Source organism: Pseudomonas sp. SK3(2021) (assembly GCF_016772375.1).
Taxonomy (GTDB): Bacteria; Pseudomonadota; Gammaproteobacteria; order Pseudomonadales; family Pseudomonadaceae; genus Aquipseudomonas; species Aquipseudomonas chlororaphis_I.
Genome location: NZ_CP061943.1, coordinates 3,830,367 through 3,845,218, shown reverse-complemented (window position 1 = coordinate 3,845,218; position 14,852 = coordinate 3,830,367). Strand labels below are relative to the sequence as shown.

General features: G+C 60.3%; 18 protein-coding genes. 10 read left to right on the top strand and 8 right to left on the bottom strand.

The features are described from left to right. Positions 1–31 precede the first annotated feature (31 nt). Entirely contained in the window at positions 32–202 is a 171-nt protein-coding gene (locus IF690_RS16985; protein WP_007921734.1) for a hypothetical protein, read from the bottom strand. Between the two features lie 34 nt (positions 203–236). Further along, on the bottom strand, positions 237–539 hold the full coding sequence (locus tag IF690_RS16980; protein ID WP_007921735.1) for a DUF1883 domain-containing protein: 303 nt from the start codon (positions 537–539) through the stop codon (positions 237–239). 176 nt (positions 540–715) lie between these two features. On the opposite strand from IF690_RS16980, the gene IF690_RS16975 reads away from it, so the two are divergent. The 4 genes from IF690_RS16975 to IF690_RS16960 all read left to right on the top strand — a co-directional run bounded on the left by IF690_RS16975 (position 716) and on the right by IF690_RS16960 (position 3,140). Then, the gene (locus IF690_RS16975) at positions 716–1,066 is read left to right on the top strand and encodes a hypothetical protein (protein WP_023965785.1); all 351 of its coding nucleotides are present in this window, start codon (positions 716–718) and stop codon (positions 1,064–1,066) included. Positions 1,067–1,249: 183 nt separating this feature from the next. After that, positions 1,250–1,921, top strand: a complete 672-nt coding sequence (locus IF690_RS16970) for a c-type cytochrome (RefSeq protein ID WP_202696594.1) — start codon at positions 1,250–1,252, stop codon at positions 1,919–1,921. After that, a complete protein-coding gene (locus IF690_RS16965; RefSeq protein ID WP_202696593.1) occupies positions 1,918–2,841 on the top strand; it encodes a c-type cytochrome in 924 nt (307 codons plus the stop codon). The genes IF690_RS16970 and IF690_RS16965 overlap by 4 nt, the downstream gene beginning before the upstream one ends. A gap of 68 nt (positions 2,842–2,909) precedes the next feature. Further along, a complete protein-coding gene (locus tag IF690_RS16960; protein ID WP_202696592.1) occupies positions 2,910–3,140 on the top strand; it encodes a hypothetical protein in 231 nt (76 codons plus the stop codon). Positions 3,141–3,152: 12 nt separating this feature from the next. Here the strand turns inward: IF690_RS16960 and IF690_RS16955 are convergent, their stop codons facing one another. Together IF690_RS16955 and IF690_RS16950 are read right to left on the bottom strand one after the other, a co-directional pair. After that, a complete protein-coding gene (locus tag IF690_RS16955; protein ID WP_063431325.1) occupies positions 3,153–3,434 on the bottom strand; it encodes a hypothetical protein in 282 nt (93 codons plus the stop codon). A gap of 155 nt (positions 3,435–3,589) precedes the next feature. Next, on the bottom strand, positions 3,590–3,778 hold the full coding sequence (locus tag IF690_RS16950) for a hypothetical protein (protein WP_053261496.1): 189 nt from the start codon (positions 3,776–3,778) through the stop codon (positions 3,590–3,592). A gap of 293 nt (positions 3,779–4,071) precedes the next feature. On the opposite strand from IF690_RS16950, the gene galU reads away from it, so the two are divergent. Both galU and gorA read left to right on the top strand, forming a co-directional pair. Beyond that, the gene (gene galU / locus IF690_RS16945) at positions 4,072–4,911 is read left to right on the top strand and encodes a UTP--glucose-1-phosphate uridylyltransferase GalU (protein WP_011061681.1); all 840 of its coding nucleotides are present in this window, start codon (positions 4,072–4,074) and stop codon (positions 4,909–4,911) included. A gap of 131 nt (positions 4,912–5,042) precedes the next feature. Beyond that, positions 5,043–6,401 (top strand): glutathione-disulfide reductase, encoded by a 1,359-nt coding sequence (gorA, locus tag IF690_RS16940; protein WP_202696591.1) that lies wholly within the window; start codon positions 5,043–5,045, stop codon positions 6,399–6,401. Here gorA and IF690_RS16935 read toward each other — a convergent pair. After that, the gene (locus IF690_RS16935) at positions 6,398–7,432 is read right to left on the bottom strand and encodes a DNA-binding protein (protein ID WP_202696590.1); all 1,035 of its coding nucleotides are present in this window, start codon (positions 7,430–7,432) and stop codon (positions 6,398–6,400) included. The two genes, gorA and IF690_RS16935, sit on opposite strands and share 4 nt — an antisense overlap. Positions 7,433–7,611: 179 nt before the next feature. On the opposite strand from IF690_RS16935, the gene IF690_RS16930 reads away from it, so the two are divergent. From IF690_RS16930 to ahpF, 3 genes are all read left to right on the top strand, one after another. Then, positions 7,612–8,550: a site-specific integrase gene (locus IF690_RS16930; RefSeq protein WP_202696589.1), complete on the top strand. Its 939-nt coding sequence runs from the start codon at positions 7,612–7,614 to the stop codon at positions 8,548–8,550. Between the two features lie 151 nt (positions 8,551–8,701). Then, the gene (gene ahpC, locus IF690_RS16925; protein ID WP_007921754.1) at positions 8,702–9,265 is read left to right on the top strand and encodes an alkyl hydroperoxide reductase subunit C; all 564 of its coding nucleotides are present in this window, start codon (positions 8,702–8,704) and stop codon (positions 9,263–9,265) included. A gap of 123 nt (positions 9,266–9,388) precedes the next feature. Next, positions 9,389–10,954 (top strand): alkyl hydroperoxide reductase subunit F, encoded by a 1,566-nt coding sequence (gene ahpF / locus IF690_RS16920; protein ID WP_202696588.1) that lies wholly within the window; start codon positions 9,389–9,391, stop codon positions 10,952–10,954. A gap of 183 nt (positions 10,955–11,137) precedes the next feature. Here the strand turns inward: ahpF and gloA are convergent, their stop codons facing one another. Continuing rightward, positions 11,138–11,659 (bottom strand): lactoylglutathione lyase, encoded by a 522-nt coding sequence (gloA, locus tag IF690_RS16915; protein WP_202696587.1) that lies wholly within the window; start codon positions 11,657–11,659, stop codon positions 11,138–11,140. A 200-nt stretch (positions 11,660–11,859) separates the two neighbouring features. On the opposite strand from gloA, the gene IF690_RS16910 reads away from it, so the two are divergent. Further along, positions 11,860–12,387 (top strand): DUF4946 domain-containing protein, encoded by a 528-nt coding sequence (locus IF690_RS16910; RefSeq protein ID WP_202696586.1) that lies wholly within the window; start codon positions 11,860–11,862, stop codon positions 12,385–12,387. Positions 12,388–12,610: 223 nt separating this feature from the next. Here IF690_RS16910 and IF690_RS16905 read toward each other — a convergent pair whose 3' ends face one another. Continuing rightward, positions 12,611–12,976 (bottom strand): histone-like nucleoid-structuring protein, MvaT/MvaU family, encoded by a 366-nt coding sequence (locus IF690_RS16905; RefSeq protein ID WP_009049335.1) that lies wholly within the window; start codon positions 12,974–12,976, stop codon positions 12,611–12,613. A 245-nt stretch (positions 12,977–13,221) separates the two neighbouring features. Further along, on the bottom strand, positions 13,222–14,760 hold the full coding sequence (locus IF690_RS16900) for an EAL domain-containing protein (RefSeq protein ID WP_202696585.1): 1,539 nt from the start codon (positions 14,758–14,760) through the stop codon (positions 13,222–13,224). Positions 14,761–14,852: the final 92 nt, after the last annotated feature.

The window sequence follows — 14,852 nt, the reverse complement described above, 5'->3', positions numbered from 1 at the left end:
CTTGCGCTCGAATTCGTCACAGAAGCAGGGCTTACAGCGCCTTGCTCACGCTGACGTCGCTGATGACGTCGTCGGTCTGGCCGTGCAGGGCTTCCAGCGCGGCCTTGGCTTCTTCCTGGGTGCCGCTTTCCAGCTGGGCGAACTCGAAACGGCGTTCGCCGTTGAGTTTGTATTTGATGACGTACTTGGTCGTTTGGGCCACGGTGATACCTGTTTGTCGCGGGCTGGGGCGGGGTTCAGCGCAGTTTCGAGCTGGACCGGCGGATGATCTTGATCGAGTGGGTCAGGTTCGGCTTGCGGGTGACGCTGATGGGCCGGCGGTTGACGGTGTCGATGGTGATGTTCCAGAAGCCGGTGCTCGGTGCGGTGATCTTGGCCGGGAACTTGTCGAACGCGCCGCCATGATAGGTGTGACGTCCGCCGTTCTTGAAGCTTCGGAAGTTGGCGTCGTTCATCAGGCGGATGTTGCAGACCTGGGAGCATTCGATGACGACGATATCGTCTTCGTTGAGGTGCTCGCGCTGGTGGATAAATTTCATGGGCGCCTCCAGAAGGGCTTTTGCTACAAAATCAAAACGATGGCGCAGTTTATCAGGCCGCGGCCGGCGGCTTTGACAATTTAAAACAGTTATTTGCCGATTATTTAGGATAAATCTGACTGATCCGGAGAAAAATGCCATTTCTGCGGTCGGACGGTCTTTATCGGAGGAAATGTATGAAGTGGGGTGTGTTGATTCTGGCCTTGGCGATCAGTGGTTGTGCGACGGTCTCGGACATTAACCAGACACTGCCCACCCTGAACGTGATTTCAGGGAAAAAGCCGCAGGAGTACGCCAAGTGCGTCAGCGAAAAACTGGCTGACAGCCGTGGCCAGTTGCAGGTCGAACCGCATAAGGACGGCATGCGCATTATCGTTCCGCAGAAAGTCTCGTCGGGTCCGACCGCGGTGTTCGATATCGAGGAGCGTTCGGGGGGCAGCAGCATCAAGCTGCATGAAAGCATGTCCAATGTGCCCATGCGTCCGGGCGATATCCGCAAGGCGGCGGAGGACTGCATTTCCGGCTGATCGCCGAGGGATTTTTCAAGAGCCCGCCCTGGCCCGGATTTCCGTGGCGAGGGCGGGCTTTTTGTGCCCGGTGACAAGGCAGGCTCAGTGGGTTTCGCGTTGTAGCCAAAGGTCTATTGGCCTACTCTTTGTAGGCTTATATAAAACAAGCCTAAGGATATAACTAGAAAAATGGAGTTCGCCATGTTCCCCATGGATCGAATACTGCTGAGCAGCCTGATGCTGTTTTTTGTCGCCAGTGCCCAGGCCGTGGATGGGCAGAAAGTGTTTACCCAGGGTGGCGCGCAGCCCGGCGCCACGGCCTGCCTGGCCTGTCACGGTGGTGATGGCCTGGGTTTGGCAGCCGCCGGATTTCCACGTCTGGCGGGATTGTCGGCGGGTTATCTGCGCAAGCAGCTGGAAGATTTTCGCAGCGGTGCGCGCAGCAATCCGGTCATGCAGCCACTGGCCAAGGCCCTGAGCGATGACGAGATAAATGCGGTCAGCCAGACCCTGGCGGCCATGCCGACTGTGACGCCAGCGCCGATCAACCGCAGCGCCATGGCCGAGGGGGTCGGTGCAAGGCTGGCCCTGCGTGGCGCCTGGGAGCGGCAGGTTCCGGAGTGCGTGATTTGCCATGGACCGGGTGGCGTGGGTGTGGGAGACGCCTTTCCGCCGTTGGCCGGGCAGCCCGCGGCTTACCTGGCCGGGCAGTTGAATGCCTGGCGCGACGGCACGCGCCGCAATGACCCGAACGACCTGATGGGACACATCGCCAAGGCCCTGAGCCCCGAGGAAATCACGGCGGTGGCCGACTACTTCGCCAAGGTCGGCAGCCCGTCCGCCAAGGCCGACAACCAGGAGCCCAAGCCATGAGCCGTGATCTTCTATTGGGTTTTTCCCTCGCCTTGCTGGCGACCCAGGCTCAGGGCGCCGCGGTCGCCATGGAGGACCAATCACAGTTGCGGGAGCCAGCGGTGAACCCTGGCCATCCCCGGTATTTCCAGCCACCGGCAGAGAGCGAGCTGCCGGACAATGCCTACGGCAAGATGGTCCGCGACGGTTATGCGCTGTTCGTCGATACCAAGCGCCTGGCGCCGAAGTTTGTCGGCAATGGACTCAATTGCAGCAACTGCCACCTGGATCAGGGGCGGCTGGCCAACTCCGCGCCGTTGTGGGGCGCCTATCCGATGTACCCGGCCTACCGCAAGAAGAACAACAAGGTGAACACCTACGCCGAACGCTTGCAGGGCTGCTTCCAGTTCAGCATGAACGGCACGCCGCCGGCTGCCGACAGCTACGAGATCAGCGCGTTGTCGGTGTACTCCTATTGGCTGGCGAGCAAGGCGCCGATCGGTGTCGAGTTGCCCGGGCGTGGTTATCCCGAGGTGCCGCAGCCGGCCCAGGGCTACGACCTGGCCCGTGGCGAGCAGGTGTATCGGGCGCAATGCGCGGTCTGCCATGGCGATAACGGCCAGGGCCAGAAGGTCGGCGCGGACTATGTCATGCCGCCGCTCTGGGGCAAGGACTCGTACAACTGGGGCGCAGGCATGCACCGGATCAACACCGCCGCGTCCTTTATCAAATACAACATGCCCCTGGGCAAGGCCGGCAGCCTGAGCGACCAGCAGGCCTGGGACGTGGCGGCGTTCGTCAACCGCCATGAACGACCACAGGATCCGCGGCTGGTGGAGGGCTCCATCGAGCAGACCCGGCTCAAGTTCCATGCCAACGACGGGGTCAATCTGTATGGCCAGACGGTAGATGGCGTGCTGATTGGCCAGGGCATCCGATAAACTGTCGGCCATTGTCAAAGATGCCGTCGAAATCCAGGTTTCGGCGGCATCGTTTTTTGGGAGAAAGCATGAAGCGCGAAACAGTCCGGGAAAGGCATGCAGAGGGGCATATCTCTGCGACCCATGTGATTCAGAATCCGGCGAATTCCGGGGAATGGATCGTGTTCTTCAAGAAAAGCGCGGGGCGCAGCTATTTTCTTGTGGATGACAACGATGAAGTCGAGTCATTCGAGCGGCTGGACGACCTGATCGAAACCATTCGCAACCTGGGCATCAAGTTTGCCGAGATTCATATATAGGCAGGGCGTCTGTTACTTGCAGACCACTACGACGCTGCGGCTTTTGTAGTTGCCAACATCCGCCCCCAGGGTCTTGTCGCTTTCCTTGAGCGACGGCGTGCCGTCGGTACCGATGATCCGATAGCCGGTGCCGGCACAGGAGGCGTCGGCCTTTTCATAGCAGCTGGCCCAGGAGCTGGCTTCGCCGGAGCAATCGATGCTCAGGCCTTGTTCGCCGTTCTCCAGGTAGGTATCGGAAACGGTGGCGCATCCGGTCAGGGCCAGTACCGCGGTCAGAGCCAGAAGTTTGTGCATGGGTGTGGTCGTCATCGAGAAGTTTGAGCCCCGGGGGAGGGCTGGACACCCTTGGCGAGTGTCTGGGACGAGATGCTATAGCGAACCGCCACTGCGGTACAGATCGGCATGAAAAAGCCCTGCGCGGGGCAGGGCTCTTCGGTACAGGGGCAGTTTCAGGACTTGGGGTTGCGACGCGCCGAGGCGTGGCCGGCCGAATCCTCGAACACCGATGCCACTTCGACGGCCATCGCCTCGCTGGCGAAAGGCCCGGCGACGTTCTCGCCCTGGGCACTGACCAGCCACCACTGGCCGTCTTTCAACTGCTTGATCTGGTAACCGTTTACGCTTTTTGTTGCCGACATCTATCTGCCTCGTTGGCGGGATTCAAGGGCGCCATGATAGCGGTAAACGGCCCGCCGCAAGAGCGCGAACAAGGGCCCAAACACAGAAAATCAAGGCTTTGCGGCCAGATGGCGGTTTACGGCGCGGGTTATCTGTACGATGCTGCGCAGCTATGTTCGCAGCCAGTGCGGAACTATCCGCGGCAATATTTCTCTTAGATGGCAGCGGTTAGCCAGCGCGGCCCATTGTAAGGTGCACGCGGCCTGATTAGACTGCGCCGAAATTCGTACGTACAGCCCTTTTAAGGACTCATATGATCAAGAAATGCTTGTTCCCAGCAGCCGGTTACGGTACTCGCTTCCTGCCAGCGACTAAAGCCATGCCCAAAGAAATGCTGCCGGTGGTGAACAAGCCACTGATCCAGTACGGCGTCGAAGAAGCACTGGACGCTGGCCTGAACGAAATTTCCATCGTCACCGGTCGCGGCAAGCGCGCCTTGGAAGACCACTTCGACATCAGCTACGAGCTGGAAAACCAGATCAAGGGCACCGACAAGGAAAAATACCTGGTCGGCATCCGCAAGCTGCTGGACGAGTGCTCGTTCTCCTACACCCGTCAGACCGAGATGAAGGGCCTGGGCCACGCGATCCTGACCGGCCGTCCACTGATCGGCGACGAGCCGTTCGCCGTGGTCCTGGCGGACGACCTGTGCGTGAACCTGGAAGGCGACGGCGTACTGACCCAGATGGTCAAGCTGTACAAGCAGTTCCGCTGCTCGATCGTGGCCATCCAGGAAGTCGATCCGCAGGAAACCAACAAGTACGGTGTGATCGCCGGCGAGATGATCCGCGACGACATCTACCGCGTACACAGCATGGTCGAGAAGCCAAAGCCGGAAGATGCTCCGTCGAACCTGGCGATCATCGGCCGTTACATCCTGACTCCGGACATCTTCGACCTGATCGAACAGACCGAACCAGGCAAGGGCGGTGAAATCCAGATCACCGACGCCCTGATGAAGCAGGCCCAGAACGGCTGCGTCATGGCCTACAAGTTCAAGGGCAAGCGTTTCGACTGCGGTGGCGCCGAAGGCTACATCGACGCGACCAACTTCTGCTTCGAGAACTTCTACAAGACTGGCAAGGCTTACTGATAGCCCGCTTCTTTCTTGTACTGAAAAGCCACCTTCGGGTGGCTTTTTCATTTTATGCCCCTATCTAAATCCTCTAGCGCTGACCGGATACGCATCTGCGGTTATGCTGTCAGCCTGCCTGGGAGAGTGAAATGGCCTACGATTTTGACCTTTATGTAATTGGCGCCGGTTCCGGCGGTGTGCGTTCGGCGCGGTTCGCCGCGGGTTTTGGCGCGAAAGTCGCGATCGCCGAAAGCCGCTATCTGGGCGGTACCTGTGTCAACGTCGGCTGCGTGCCGAAAAAACTGCTGGTGTACGGCGCTCACTTCGCCGAAGACTTCGAACAGTCCGCAGGCTTCGGCTGGACCCTGGGCGAAGCCGACTTCGACTGGGCCACGCTGATCGCCAACAAGGATCGCGAGATCAATCGCCTGAACGGTATCTATCGCAACCTGCTGGTCAACAGCGGCGTGACCCTGCATGAAGGCCACGCCAAGCTGATCGATCCGCACCAGGTGGAGATCAATGGCCAGCGCTACACCGCCAGGCACATCCTGATCGCCACCGGCGGCTGGCCGCAGATCCCGGACATTCCGGGGCGTGAACACGCCATCAGTTCCAACGAAGCGTTTTTCCTCAAGGAACTGCCCAAGCGCATCCTGGTGGTGGGCGGCGGTTATATCGCGGTGGAGTTTGCCGGGATCTTCCACGGCCTGGGCGCGGACACCAAGCTGCTGTATCGCGGCGAGCTGTTCCTGCGGGGCTTCGACGGAGCGGTGCGCAAGCACTTGCAGGAGGAGCTGACCAAGCGTGGGCTCGACCTGCAGTTCAACGCCGATATCGAACGTATCGAAAAGCAGGCCGATGGCAGCCTGAAGGTTACCCTCAAGGACGGGCGCGAACTGGCCACCGATTGCGTGTTCTACGCCACCGGCCGGCGGCCGATGCTCGACAACCTGGGGCTGGAAAATACCGGGGTGAAGCTCGACAAGCGTGGCTTCATCGAGGTCGATGAACAGTACCAGAGCGCCGAGCCGTCGATCCTGGCGATTGGCGACGTGATCGGTCGTGTGCAACTGACGCCGGTGGCCCTGGCCGAAGGCATGGCCGTGGCGCGGCGTCTGTTCAAGCCGGAGCAGTATCGTCCGGTGGACTACAACATGATCCCGACCGCGGTGTTCAGCCTGCCGAATATCGGCACCGTCGGCCTCACCGAAGAGCAGGCAAGGGAAGCGGGGCACAAGGTGCAGATCTTCGAAAGCTGCTTCCGGCCAATGAAGCTGACCCTGACCGAGTGCCAGGAACGCACGCTGATGAAGCTGGTGGTGGATGCCGACACCGACAAGGTGCTGGGTTGCCATATGGTCGGCCCGGACGCCGGCGAGATCGTCCAGGGCCTGGCGATTGCCTTGAAGGCCGGCGCCACCAAGCGTGACTTCGACGAAACCATCGGGGTGCACCCGACGGCCGCCGAGGAGTTCGTCACCCTGCGTACGCCGGTCGCCGGTTAAGCCTGTTCCGGCGGCTCCGGCCGCTGTTCTTCTGTTTCTGGCTGCGCCTCGGCCTTCGCGGCGGCAGCCAGTTGCAGGGCCTCCAGGCTAGCCTCAGCCTTGGCGACGCGCAGTTCCAGTTGTCGATTGTCCTGCAGCTGCCGCTCCAGGTTCTGCTTGAACTCATGACTTTCCAGCAAGGCGACGCGCAGGCGTTCCTGGAGGAGGGTGTGTTCGCTGTTCAGGCGGCTGGATTGCTCCACCAGCTGGCCAAGCTTGCTGTCAGCCTTCTGGGCCTGCTCCTGTGCCTGGCGCAACTCTTTCTGGGTGGCGCGCTGCTCGCTGCTCAGGCGTTCGTTGTCGCGGTGCAACTGGGTGATTTCGTCCTGGCGCACCAATGCACTTTGCTGGGCCTGGCGCAGCTCCTGTTGCGCCTGTTGCAGTTGGCCTTCATGACGACGCTGATCCTGTTCGCGCTGCTCCTTGACCGCGCTGCGGTAGTGTTCGAGGGCGTCCCGGGCATGCAGGTGCTTTTCTTCCAGCGAGCGGATCTGCTCGTCCTTGTCTTTCAGGCGCAACTCGAAGTCGGCCAGGGCCTGGTTCAGCCCGGCATTGCGCGTCTGTTCGCTCTGCAGCATGGAACGGGTCTCCTGCAGCAGCGCGCTTTCGCTGGCCAGGGCTGACGCCTGGGTCTGCAATTGCTGCTGCAGCTGGGCCCGGGCTTGCTCGGCCGCGGCTTGTTGCGCGGCCAATTCCTGCTGCATTTCCTCCCGTTGCGCCTGGGCCTGCTCCACAGGCTCCTGGGCTTGTTCGCGCAGGCGTTGGGCCATGCGCTGGACCAGTTCCGTCAGCTCTTCTTCCAGGGCTTCCTGCGGCGCGGCGCGGCGGGCTTCGCTCTGCTCCAGTTCCTTGAGGTAGCGATGGATGGTGGTTTTCGAGCCGGTATTGCCCATTTCGATGCGCACCGCATCGATGCTGGGGTGTTCGCCGCGGGCGAGGATTGCCGAACGGGCGATTTGCACCACCGCCTTGTTAACGCCGCCACGAGCCATGGGATCTCCTACGATTACGTACTTTTTTACGTGGTATGTATAAAGTGTAATTGTACAATAAAAATAAAGATAAATATCAGAGTTATTGACATGGGATATACTGATATTACCCCGTGTCATAGCAAGATCGCCCTGTTTCACCCCGCCATTTCCGTACCGCAACACGAGTCGAGCAAGCCATGAGTGAACTGGATCGTTACCTGCACGCCGCGACGCGCGACAACACCCGGCGCAGCTACCGGGCGGCCATCGAGCATTTCGAGGTGACGTGGGGCGGATTCCTGCCGGCGACCAGCGACAGCGTGGCGCGTTATCTGGCGGCGTATGCCGGGGAGCTGTCGATCAATACCCTGAAGCTGCGACTCTCGGCCCTGGCGCAGTGGCACAACAGCCAGGGATTCGCCGACCCGACCAAGGCGCCGGTGGTGCGCCAGGTGTTCAAGGGCATTCGCGCGCTGCACCCGGCGCAGGAGAAACAGGCCGAGCCTTTGCAGTTGCAGCACCTGGAGCAGGTCATCGCCTGGCTGGAGCAGGAAGCCAGCCAGGCCCGGCTCGATGACAATCGGCCGGCCCTGCTGCGGGCGCGGCGTGACAGCGCGCTGATTCTCCTGGGGTTCTGGCGTGGCTTTCGCAGCGATGAGTTGTGCCGGCTACGGATCGAGCACGTACAGGCGGTGGCGGGTTCCGGCATCAGCCTGTATCTGCCCCGCAGCAAGAGCGACCGCGACAACCTCGGCAAGACCTGGCACACCCCGGCGCTGCGCCGGCTATGTCCGGTCCAGGCCTATATCGAGTGGATCAACGTCGCCGCCCTGGTGCGCGGCCCGGTGTTTCGTGGCATCGATCGCTGGGGCCATTTGAGCGAGGAGGGCCTGCACGCCAACAGTGTGATCCCGTTATTGCGCCAGGCCCTGGAGCGCGCCGGGGTCGCCGCCGAGCAATACACCAGCCACTCCCTGCGCCGCGGCTTTGCCACCTGGGCCCACCGCAGTGGCTGGGACCTCAAGTCGCTGATGAGCTATGTCGGCTGGAAGGACATCAAGTCGGCCATGCGTTATGTCGAGGCCAGCCCGTTTCTCGGCATGGCCCTGACCCAGGAAAAGCCGGTCGGCGAGTAAATACACATTTCTTCTATTAATACTGCGTGCTAATAGCCAAACCTAATCAGCAGCATCAGCTTTGCCAATGAGCCTCGGCTGGGCGCATTGGTTAGGATTCTCCCCATCAAGTTTTCAACCCAAGTTTTTACCCACTGATGGAGAATCACCGATGCCTATCATCAACAGCCAAGTCAAACCGTTCAAAGCCACCGCCTTCAAGAATGGCGAGTTCATCGAAGTGTCGGACGCCACCCTGAAAGGCAAATGGTCCGTCGTGTTCTTCTACCCGGCTGACTTCACCTTCGTTTGCCCAACCGAGCTGGAAGACCTGGCAGACAACTACGCCGAATTCCAGAAACTGGGCGTGGAAATCTACAGCGTTTCGACCGACACCCACTTTGCCCACGCTGCCTGGCACAACACTTCGCCAGCCATCGGCAAGATCCGCTACACCATGATCGGCGACCCGACCCTGGCCATCTCCCGCAACTTCGACGTGCTGATCGAAGAAGCCGGTCTGGCTGACCGTGGCACCTTCGTGATCAACCCTGAAGGCCAGATCAAGATCGTTGAAATCAACGACGGCGGTGTCGGCCGCGACGCTTCCGAGCTGCTGCGCAAGATCAAGGCCGCTCAATACGTCGCTGCCCACCCAGGCGAAGTCTGCCCAGCCAAGTGGAAAGAAGGCGAGGCCACCCTGGCTCCTTCCCTGGACCTGGTCGGCAAGATCTAAGCCTGTGACTCGCTACGGCAGGGCGGACCGCCGCACCTAAGTCAGCTGCACCGCCCTCGAGAACGCCCGGGCGAGATTCGCTCGGGCGTTTTTTTTCGATCTGAATAAAAGGAAATCGCCCGTATGTTGGACGCCAATCTTAAAGCCCAGTTGAAGTCATACCTGGAACGGGTCACCCAGCCGATCGAGATCGTCGCCTCTCTCGACGACGGTGCGAAATCCCAGGAAATGCTCGAATTGCTGAAAGACGTTGCCAGTCTTTCCAGCCAGATTACCTTGCTCGACAACGGTAACGATGGGCGTAAACCATCGTTCTCGATCAATCGCCCGGGAAGCGACATCAGCCTGCGTTTCGCCGGCATTCCCATGGGCCATGAATTCACTTCCCTGGTGCTGGCCTTGCTGCAAGTCGGCGGCCACCCCTCGAAAGCCAGTGTCGAAGTGATCGAACAGATCCGCGCCCTCAAAGGCGAGTTCAACTTCGAGACTTACTTCTCGCTGTCCTGCCAGAACTGCCCGGACGTGGTCCAGGCGCTGAACCTGATGGCGGTGTTGAACCCGAACATCCGCCATGTCGCCATCGATGGCGCGCTGTTCCAGGACGAAGTCAACGATCGCAAGATCATGGCGGTCCCCAGTGTCTACCTCAATGGCGTGAACTTCGGCCAGGGCCGCATGGGCCTGGAAGAAATCCTCGGCAAGCTCGACACCGGCGCCATCGAGAAGCAGGCGGAAAAAATCAGCGCCAAGGACGCCTTCGATGTCCTGGTGGTCGGCGGTGGCCCGGCCGGTGCTTCGGCGGCGATCTACGCGGCCCGCAAAGGCATCCGTACCGGTGTCGCGGCCGAGCGTTTCGGCGGCCAGGTGCTGGACACCATGGCCATCGAGAACTTCGTCTCGGTCCAGGAAACCGAAGGGCCGAAACTGGCCAGCGCCCTGGAAGAACACGTTCGCCAGTACGACGTCGACATCATGAACCTGCAGCGCGCCAGCGCGCTGGTGCCGGCCAAGGAAGTCGGCGGCCTGCACGAAGTGCGTTTCGAAAGCGGCGCGAGCCTCAAGGCCAAGTCGCTGATCCTGGCCACCGGCGCCCGCTGGCGCGAGATGGGTGTGCCCGGCGAGCAGGAATACAAGGCCAAGGGCGTGTGCTTCTGCCCGCACTGCGACGGCCCGCTGTTCAAGGGCAAGCGCGTGGCGGTGATCGGTGGCGGCAACTCCGGCGTCGAAGCGGCCATCGACCTGGCGGGTATCGTCAGCCACGTGACCCTGCTGGAGTTCGACAGCAAGCTGCGCGCCGACGCCGTGCTGCAACGCAAGCTGTACAGCCTGGCGAACGTCAAGGTGATCACCAGCGCGCTGACCAGCGAAGTCAAGGGTGACGGCCAGAAGGTCACCGGCCTGGTGTACAAGGACCGCGATTCGGGCGAGTTCAACACCGTCGACCTGGAAGGGATCTTCGTGCAGATCGGCCTGCTGCCGAACACCGACTGGCTCAAGGGCAGCGTCGAGCTGTCGCCCCGTGGCGAGATCATTGTCGATGCCCGTGGCGAGACGTCGCTGCCCGGCGTGTTTGCCGCCGGTGACGTGACCACCGTGCCGTACAAGCAGATCGTGATCGCGGTAGGCGAGGGCGCCAAGGCCTCGCTGAGTGCCTTCGACCACCTGATCCGCACCTCCGCGCCGGCCTGAGTCGACAGCGGAAAAAACAAAACCCCATGAGCCTTGGCTCATGGGGTTTTTTGTGGGTATTCGTCGCTTCCTGGAGGAGCAAGCTTGCTCGCGATGAGTGCAAGAACAACGCGTCCATTCTGGTGACGCACGTCATCGTTGACGTTTATCGCGAGCAAGCTCGCTCCTACAAAAAAACGCGGTTTACAGCGGCGCTGGCTGGATGATTTCAACCCAGTAGCCGTCCGGGTCCTTGATAAAGGCCAGGCTCTTCATGCGGCCGTCGTTCAGGCGCTTCTGGAAATCGCAGCCCAGGGCTTCGAAGCGTTCGCAGGCGGCGACGATGTCCGGCACCGAAATGCAGATATGGCCAAAGCCGCGCGGGTCGGTGTTGCCGTTGTGGTAGGCGAAATCCGCGTCGTTCTCGGTGCCGTGGTTGTGGGTCAGTTCGAGGATGCCGGGGATCGACTTCATCCACTCGGTACGGGCCGCGGCGTCGGCCGGGATCTGCGCCTTGTCCACCAGGGCGAGGAAGTACAGGCTGAATTCGGCTTCGGGGAAGTCGCGTTTTTCCACCAGCGAGAAACCCAGGACGCGGGTGTAGAAGTCCAGGGATCGGGTGATGTCCTTGACCCGCAGCATGGTGTGGTTGAACACGAAGTTGCTGGTGGCGCTGTCAGGCTGGGCAGTCACGCCGGGGAAAGTATTGAGTTCGTGCAGGCTCATGGGCCCTCCGGAAAAGAAGTGGGGCAAACGGCGCTCGCGCTCACGAGCGGTCCCTTGGCTTGCAGGGCTTCGGGCGTCCTTGCGGTCGGGCAATGATACGCAAGAGCGGCAGGGCGCACCAAACACAAAGCTACGAATCTGTTGCTCGATACTCCTGCCAGCCTCAGACTTCAGGGCTCGTCCCCTACGTGTTCATGACCATGCGCTTATCGTTCAAAACCCTGTGTCTGCTTGCGCCCTGGCTTCTGTGTCCGGCCCTGGCCGAGGCGGCGGATCCACTGATCACCTGGCCCAGCGGCTGGCAGATCGAAGAGTTGCCACAGGCGCAAGAACAACCGGCCAAGGTGTTCCGGCAGCGCGCGGTGAAAAACGATGCCGGCGGTACGCCGCTGATGGTCATGGAGTTGACCATGACTCAAGTTGAAAGTGGGCATCAGGTCAATCTGCAGGCGGTCTTGCTGGAGATGCGCAAGTCGGTGCAGAAGGACTTCGGGCGCGGCGGTTATCAAAGTGTGTGCACGCGCATTCATGACACGACATTGAGTCGTCTGGCAGCGCTGGAAACCACTTGCACCATTACCGAAAACGGCCGTCATGTGTTGTCGCAAACACTGGTGGCGGCTGTCGATGGCGATAAGGCCTATGTATTGTCTTATGCCGGACAGGCTGCGGTTTATGCCGACAGTCAGGAGGAAATCCGCGGGGTGCGAAGTAGCCTGAAACTTTAACGGGAACGATTGTGCTACGTCGGACGTCGCGGTTCGCGCCTTTGAACTAAGTACAAAGTTGTAGGGGCGAGCGCGGGATTGGGTGCGCAGCTGCAGTTGTGGCTGGGTGTTTATTGCCGCTCAGGCAATCGATGGGCTGCAACTTATTCGATTTCGAAACAAAGAGCCTTGGCTTAAAGGTAAAGACCCTGCATTGGCAGGGTCTTTTATATACGTCGGTTGCTTAACTGCGCAGCCAGGAATCTACAGTGGCAGCGCCGTACTGTTCTTTCCAGGCTTTAAGGCCACGATGATTGCCGCCCTTGGTTTCGATCAGCTCGCCGGTATGCGGGTTCTGATAAACCTTGACCACGCGTGCACGACGGGTTTTCGGCGCGCCCGAGAGCGGCAGAGCGGATTTGCCCGGATGAGGATCGAGAATGGCGATAATGTCGCGCAGGCTTTTACCGTAGGTCTTCATCAGGCCCTGGAGCTTTTCCTCGAACTCGATTTCTTTCTTGAGTCCGGCGTCGTTCTTCAGGGATTCCAGCTGGGCGAGCTGTTCTTGAAGGGCCTTTTCTGCTGCACGAAATTCAGCGAGTCTGGACAATATCTTTACTCCAATAGTGTATTTGGCTGATACCAACCGCAAACAAAGCTATAAGCCAAGAGCCTTAGAACGACTCGATTATAATGGCCCACCTGTGAATCTTGTACAGGCTGGAAAAATTGTAGTAGTTAATCTGGCGCAAGTAAATCACGTCGTTGTTGATGCACACAATTTGTCATCTTCTGATTCAAATTGGTGCGTGAAACAATTACCGAGTTCAATAAATCTTCATAAGAAATGGCTATTTAATGGCGCGCCAGCGCTTGTAGGAATTCTTCCCCGGGCATCGGTCTGCCGAATAAGTAGCCCTGCAGGAAGTCGACGCCATGGGCGGCCAGATAGTCCTGTTGTTCCGCTGTTTCCACACCCTCGGCGACTATTCCCAGTTCGAGTTTTCCCGAGAGTTCGATGATGCTGTCGAGTATGTGGCGGGACAGGGCGTCGACACCAATCATGGCCACGAAGCTCTGGTCGATCTTTAGATAATCGACATTGAACTTGCGCAAGTAACCCAGGCTTGAGTGGCCGGTGCCGAAGTCGTCGATGGCGATCATCACCCCCAACTTGTGCAGTTCCTCGAACAGGCTGTGGGTGATCGCGGTCGGTTCCACCAGTTCGCGTTCGGTCAGCTCCAGGACCAGTCGCACCTTGCCCGGCGGGAACAGGCCGAGAAACTCCCGGCAATCCTCCAGCAACTCCAGGTCCTGGCAATGGCTGGCGGTGATATTGATACCGATATGGAAGTCGTCGATGAAGGTCTGGGCGTGGGGCGCCAGCAGCAGGGCGGTCTGTTGCATCAGCGAACGGGTCATGGGCACGATCAGGCCGGAATGCTCGGCGAAGGGAATGAACAGGTCTGGACGCACCAGGCCTTCGCGGGGGTGTTTCCAGCGCATCAGCACTTCGATGCCGGCCCACTGCTTAGTGTCGCCACGGACCACGGGCTGGAAGTACGGGATGAACTCCGCCGCTTCCAGGGCGCGCTGCAGTTCGTGGCTGGGTGACGACGAGCGCTTTTGCAGCCAGTGGCCAAGGACCGCCGCCAGCACCCCGAAGAAGATCAGCAGGCTGAACAGGGCAGGGTACTGGGACTTCATGTAGAGCCAGATATCGCCCTCGGGGAACCCCGAGTTGACGCTGTAGGGGTAGCGCGAAGAGGCCATCCGATAAGGGGCTACCGGGGGCGGCGCAGCGACGGATTCATGGACCTGGCCATCGTCGGCCAGCCAGTAGGGGCCGACTTGCAGTTGCAGCTCGGCAAAGCGGCTGATCAGGCGCAAGGCGTTGCTCAGGTGATAACCGTCGATGGTGGCCAGGACCGCGCGTTCGCCCTCTTGCAGGCGATAGACCAGCAGCGCGGCATTGGGCGTGACGGGGTTGCCGTCCATCAACCACAGCTTGCCGTCGACATAGTCGGCCGGGTCCAGCGCGAACGACGATGGGCCGAGCAGCGAACTGCAGTAATTGTCATTGCGCCACACCAGATTGGTCGAGCGTACGAACGGGCGGCGAGTGACCTGTTCGCGCAGGGCCAGTTGCCTGAAGTCGTCGCAGGGCTGGCCGACTTGCGCCATCAGCGCCCGGGCGGCGATATCGGTGTTGTCGAGCATCAGGTCGAACTGGCGGATTGCTTCCTCGGCGGTCTGCTGGCTGCTGCGGATCAGCGCGCGCTCGGCCTGCATATAGAGGATCGCCACGCCCAGCACTACCGGCAGCAAGCCGATCAGCAGGGTCCACAGGTTGCGGGTGGAGCGTTTCAACGAACCTTTGGCGGTCAGTGGCATGGAGGAAAAACCTGTGGCGAAATGGAAGCCAGAAAACGCTCAAAAGCCGGTGGACGGTACGGCGGCATCCGGTCCAAGGGCATGATAGACGG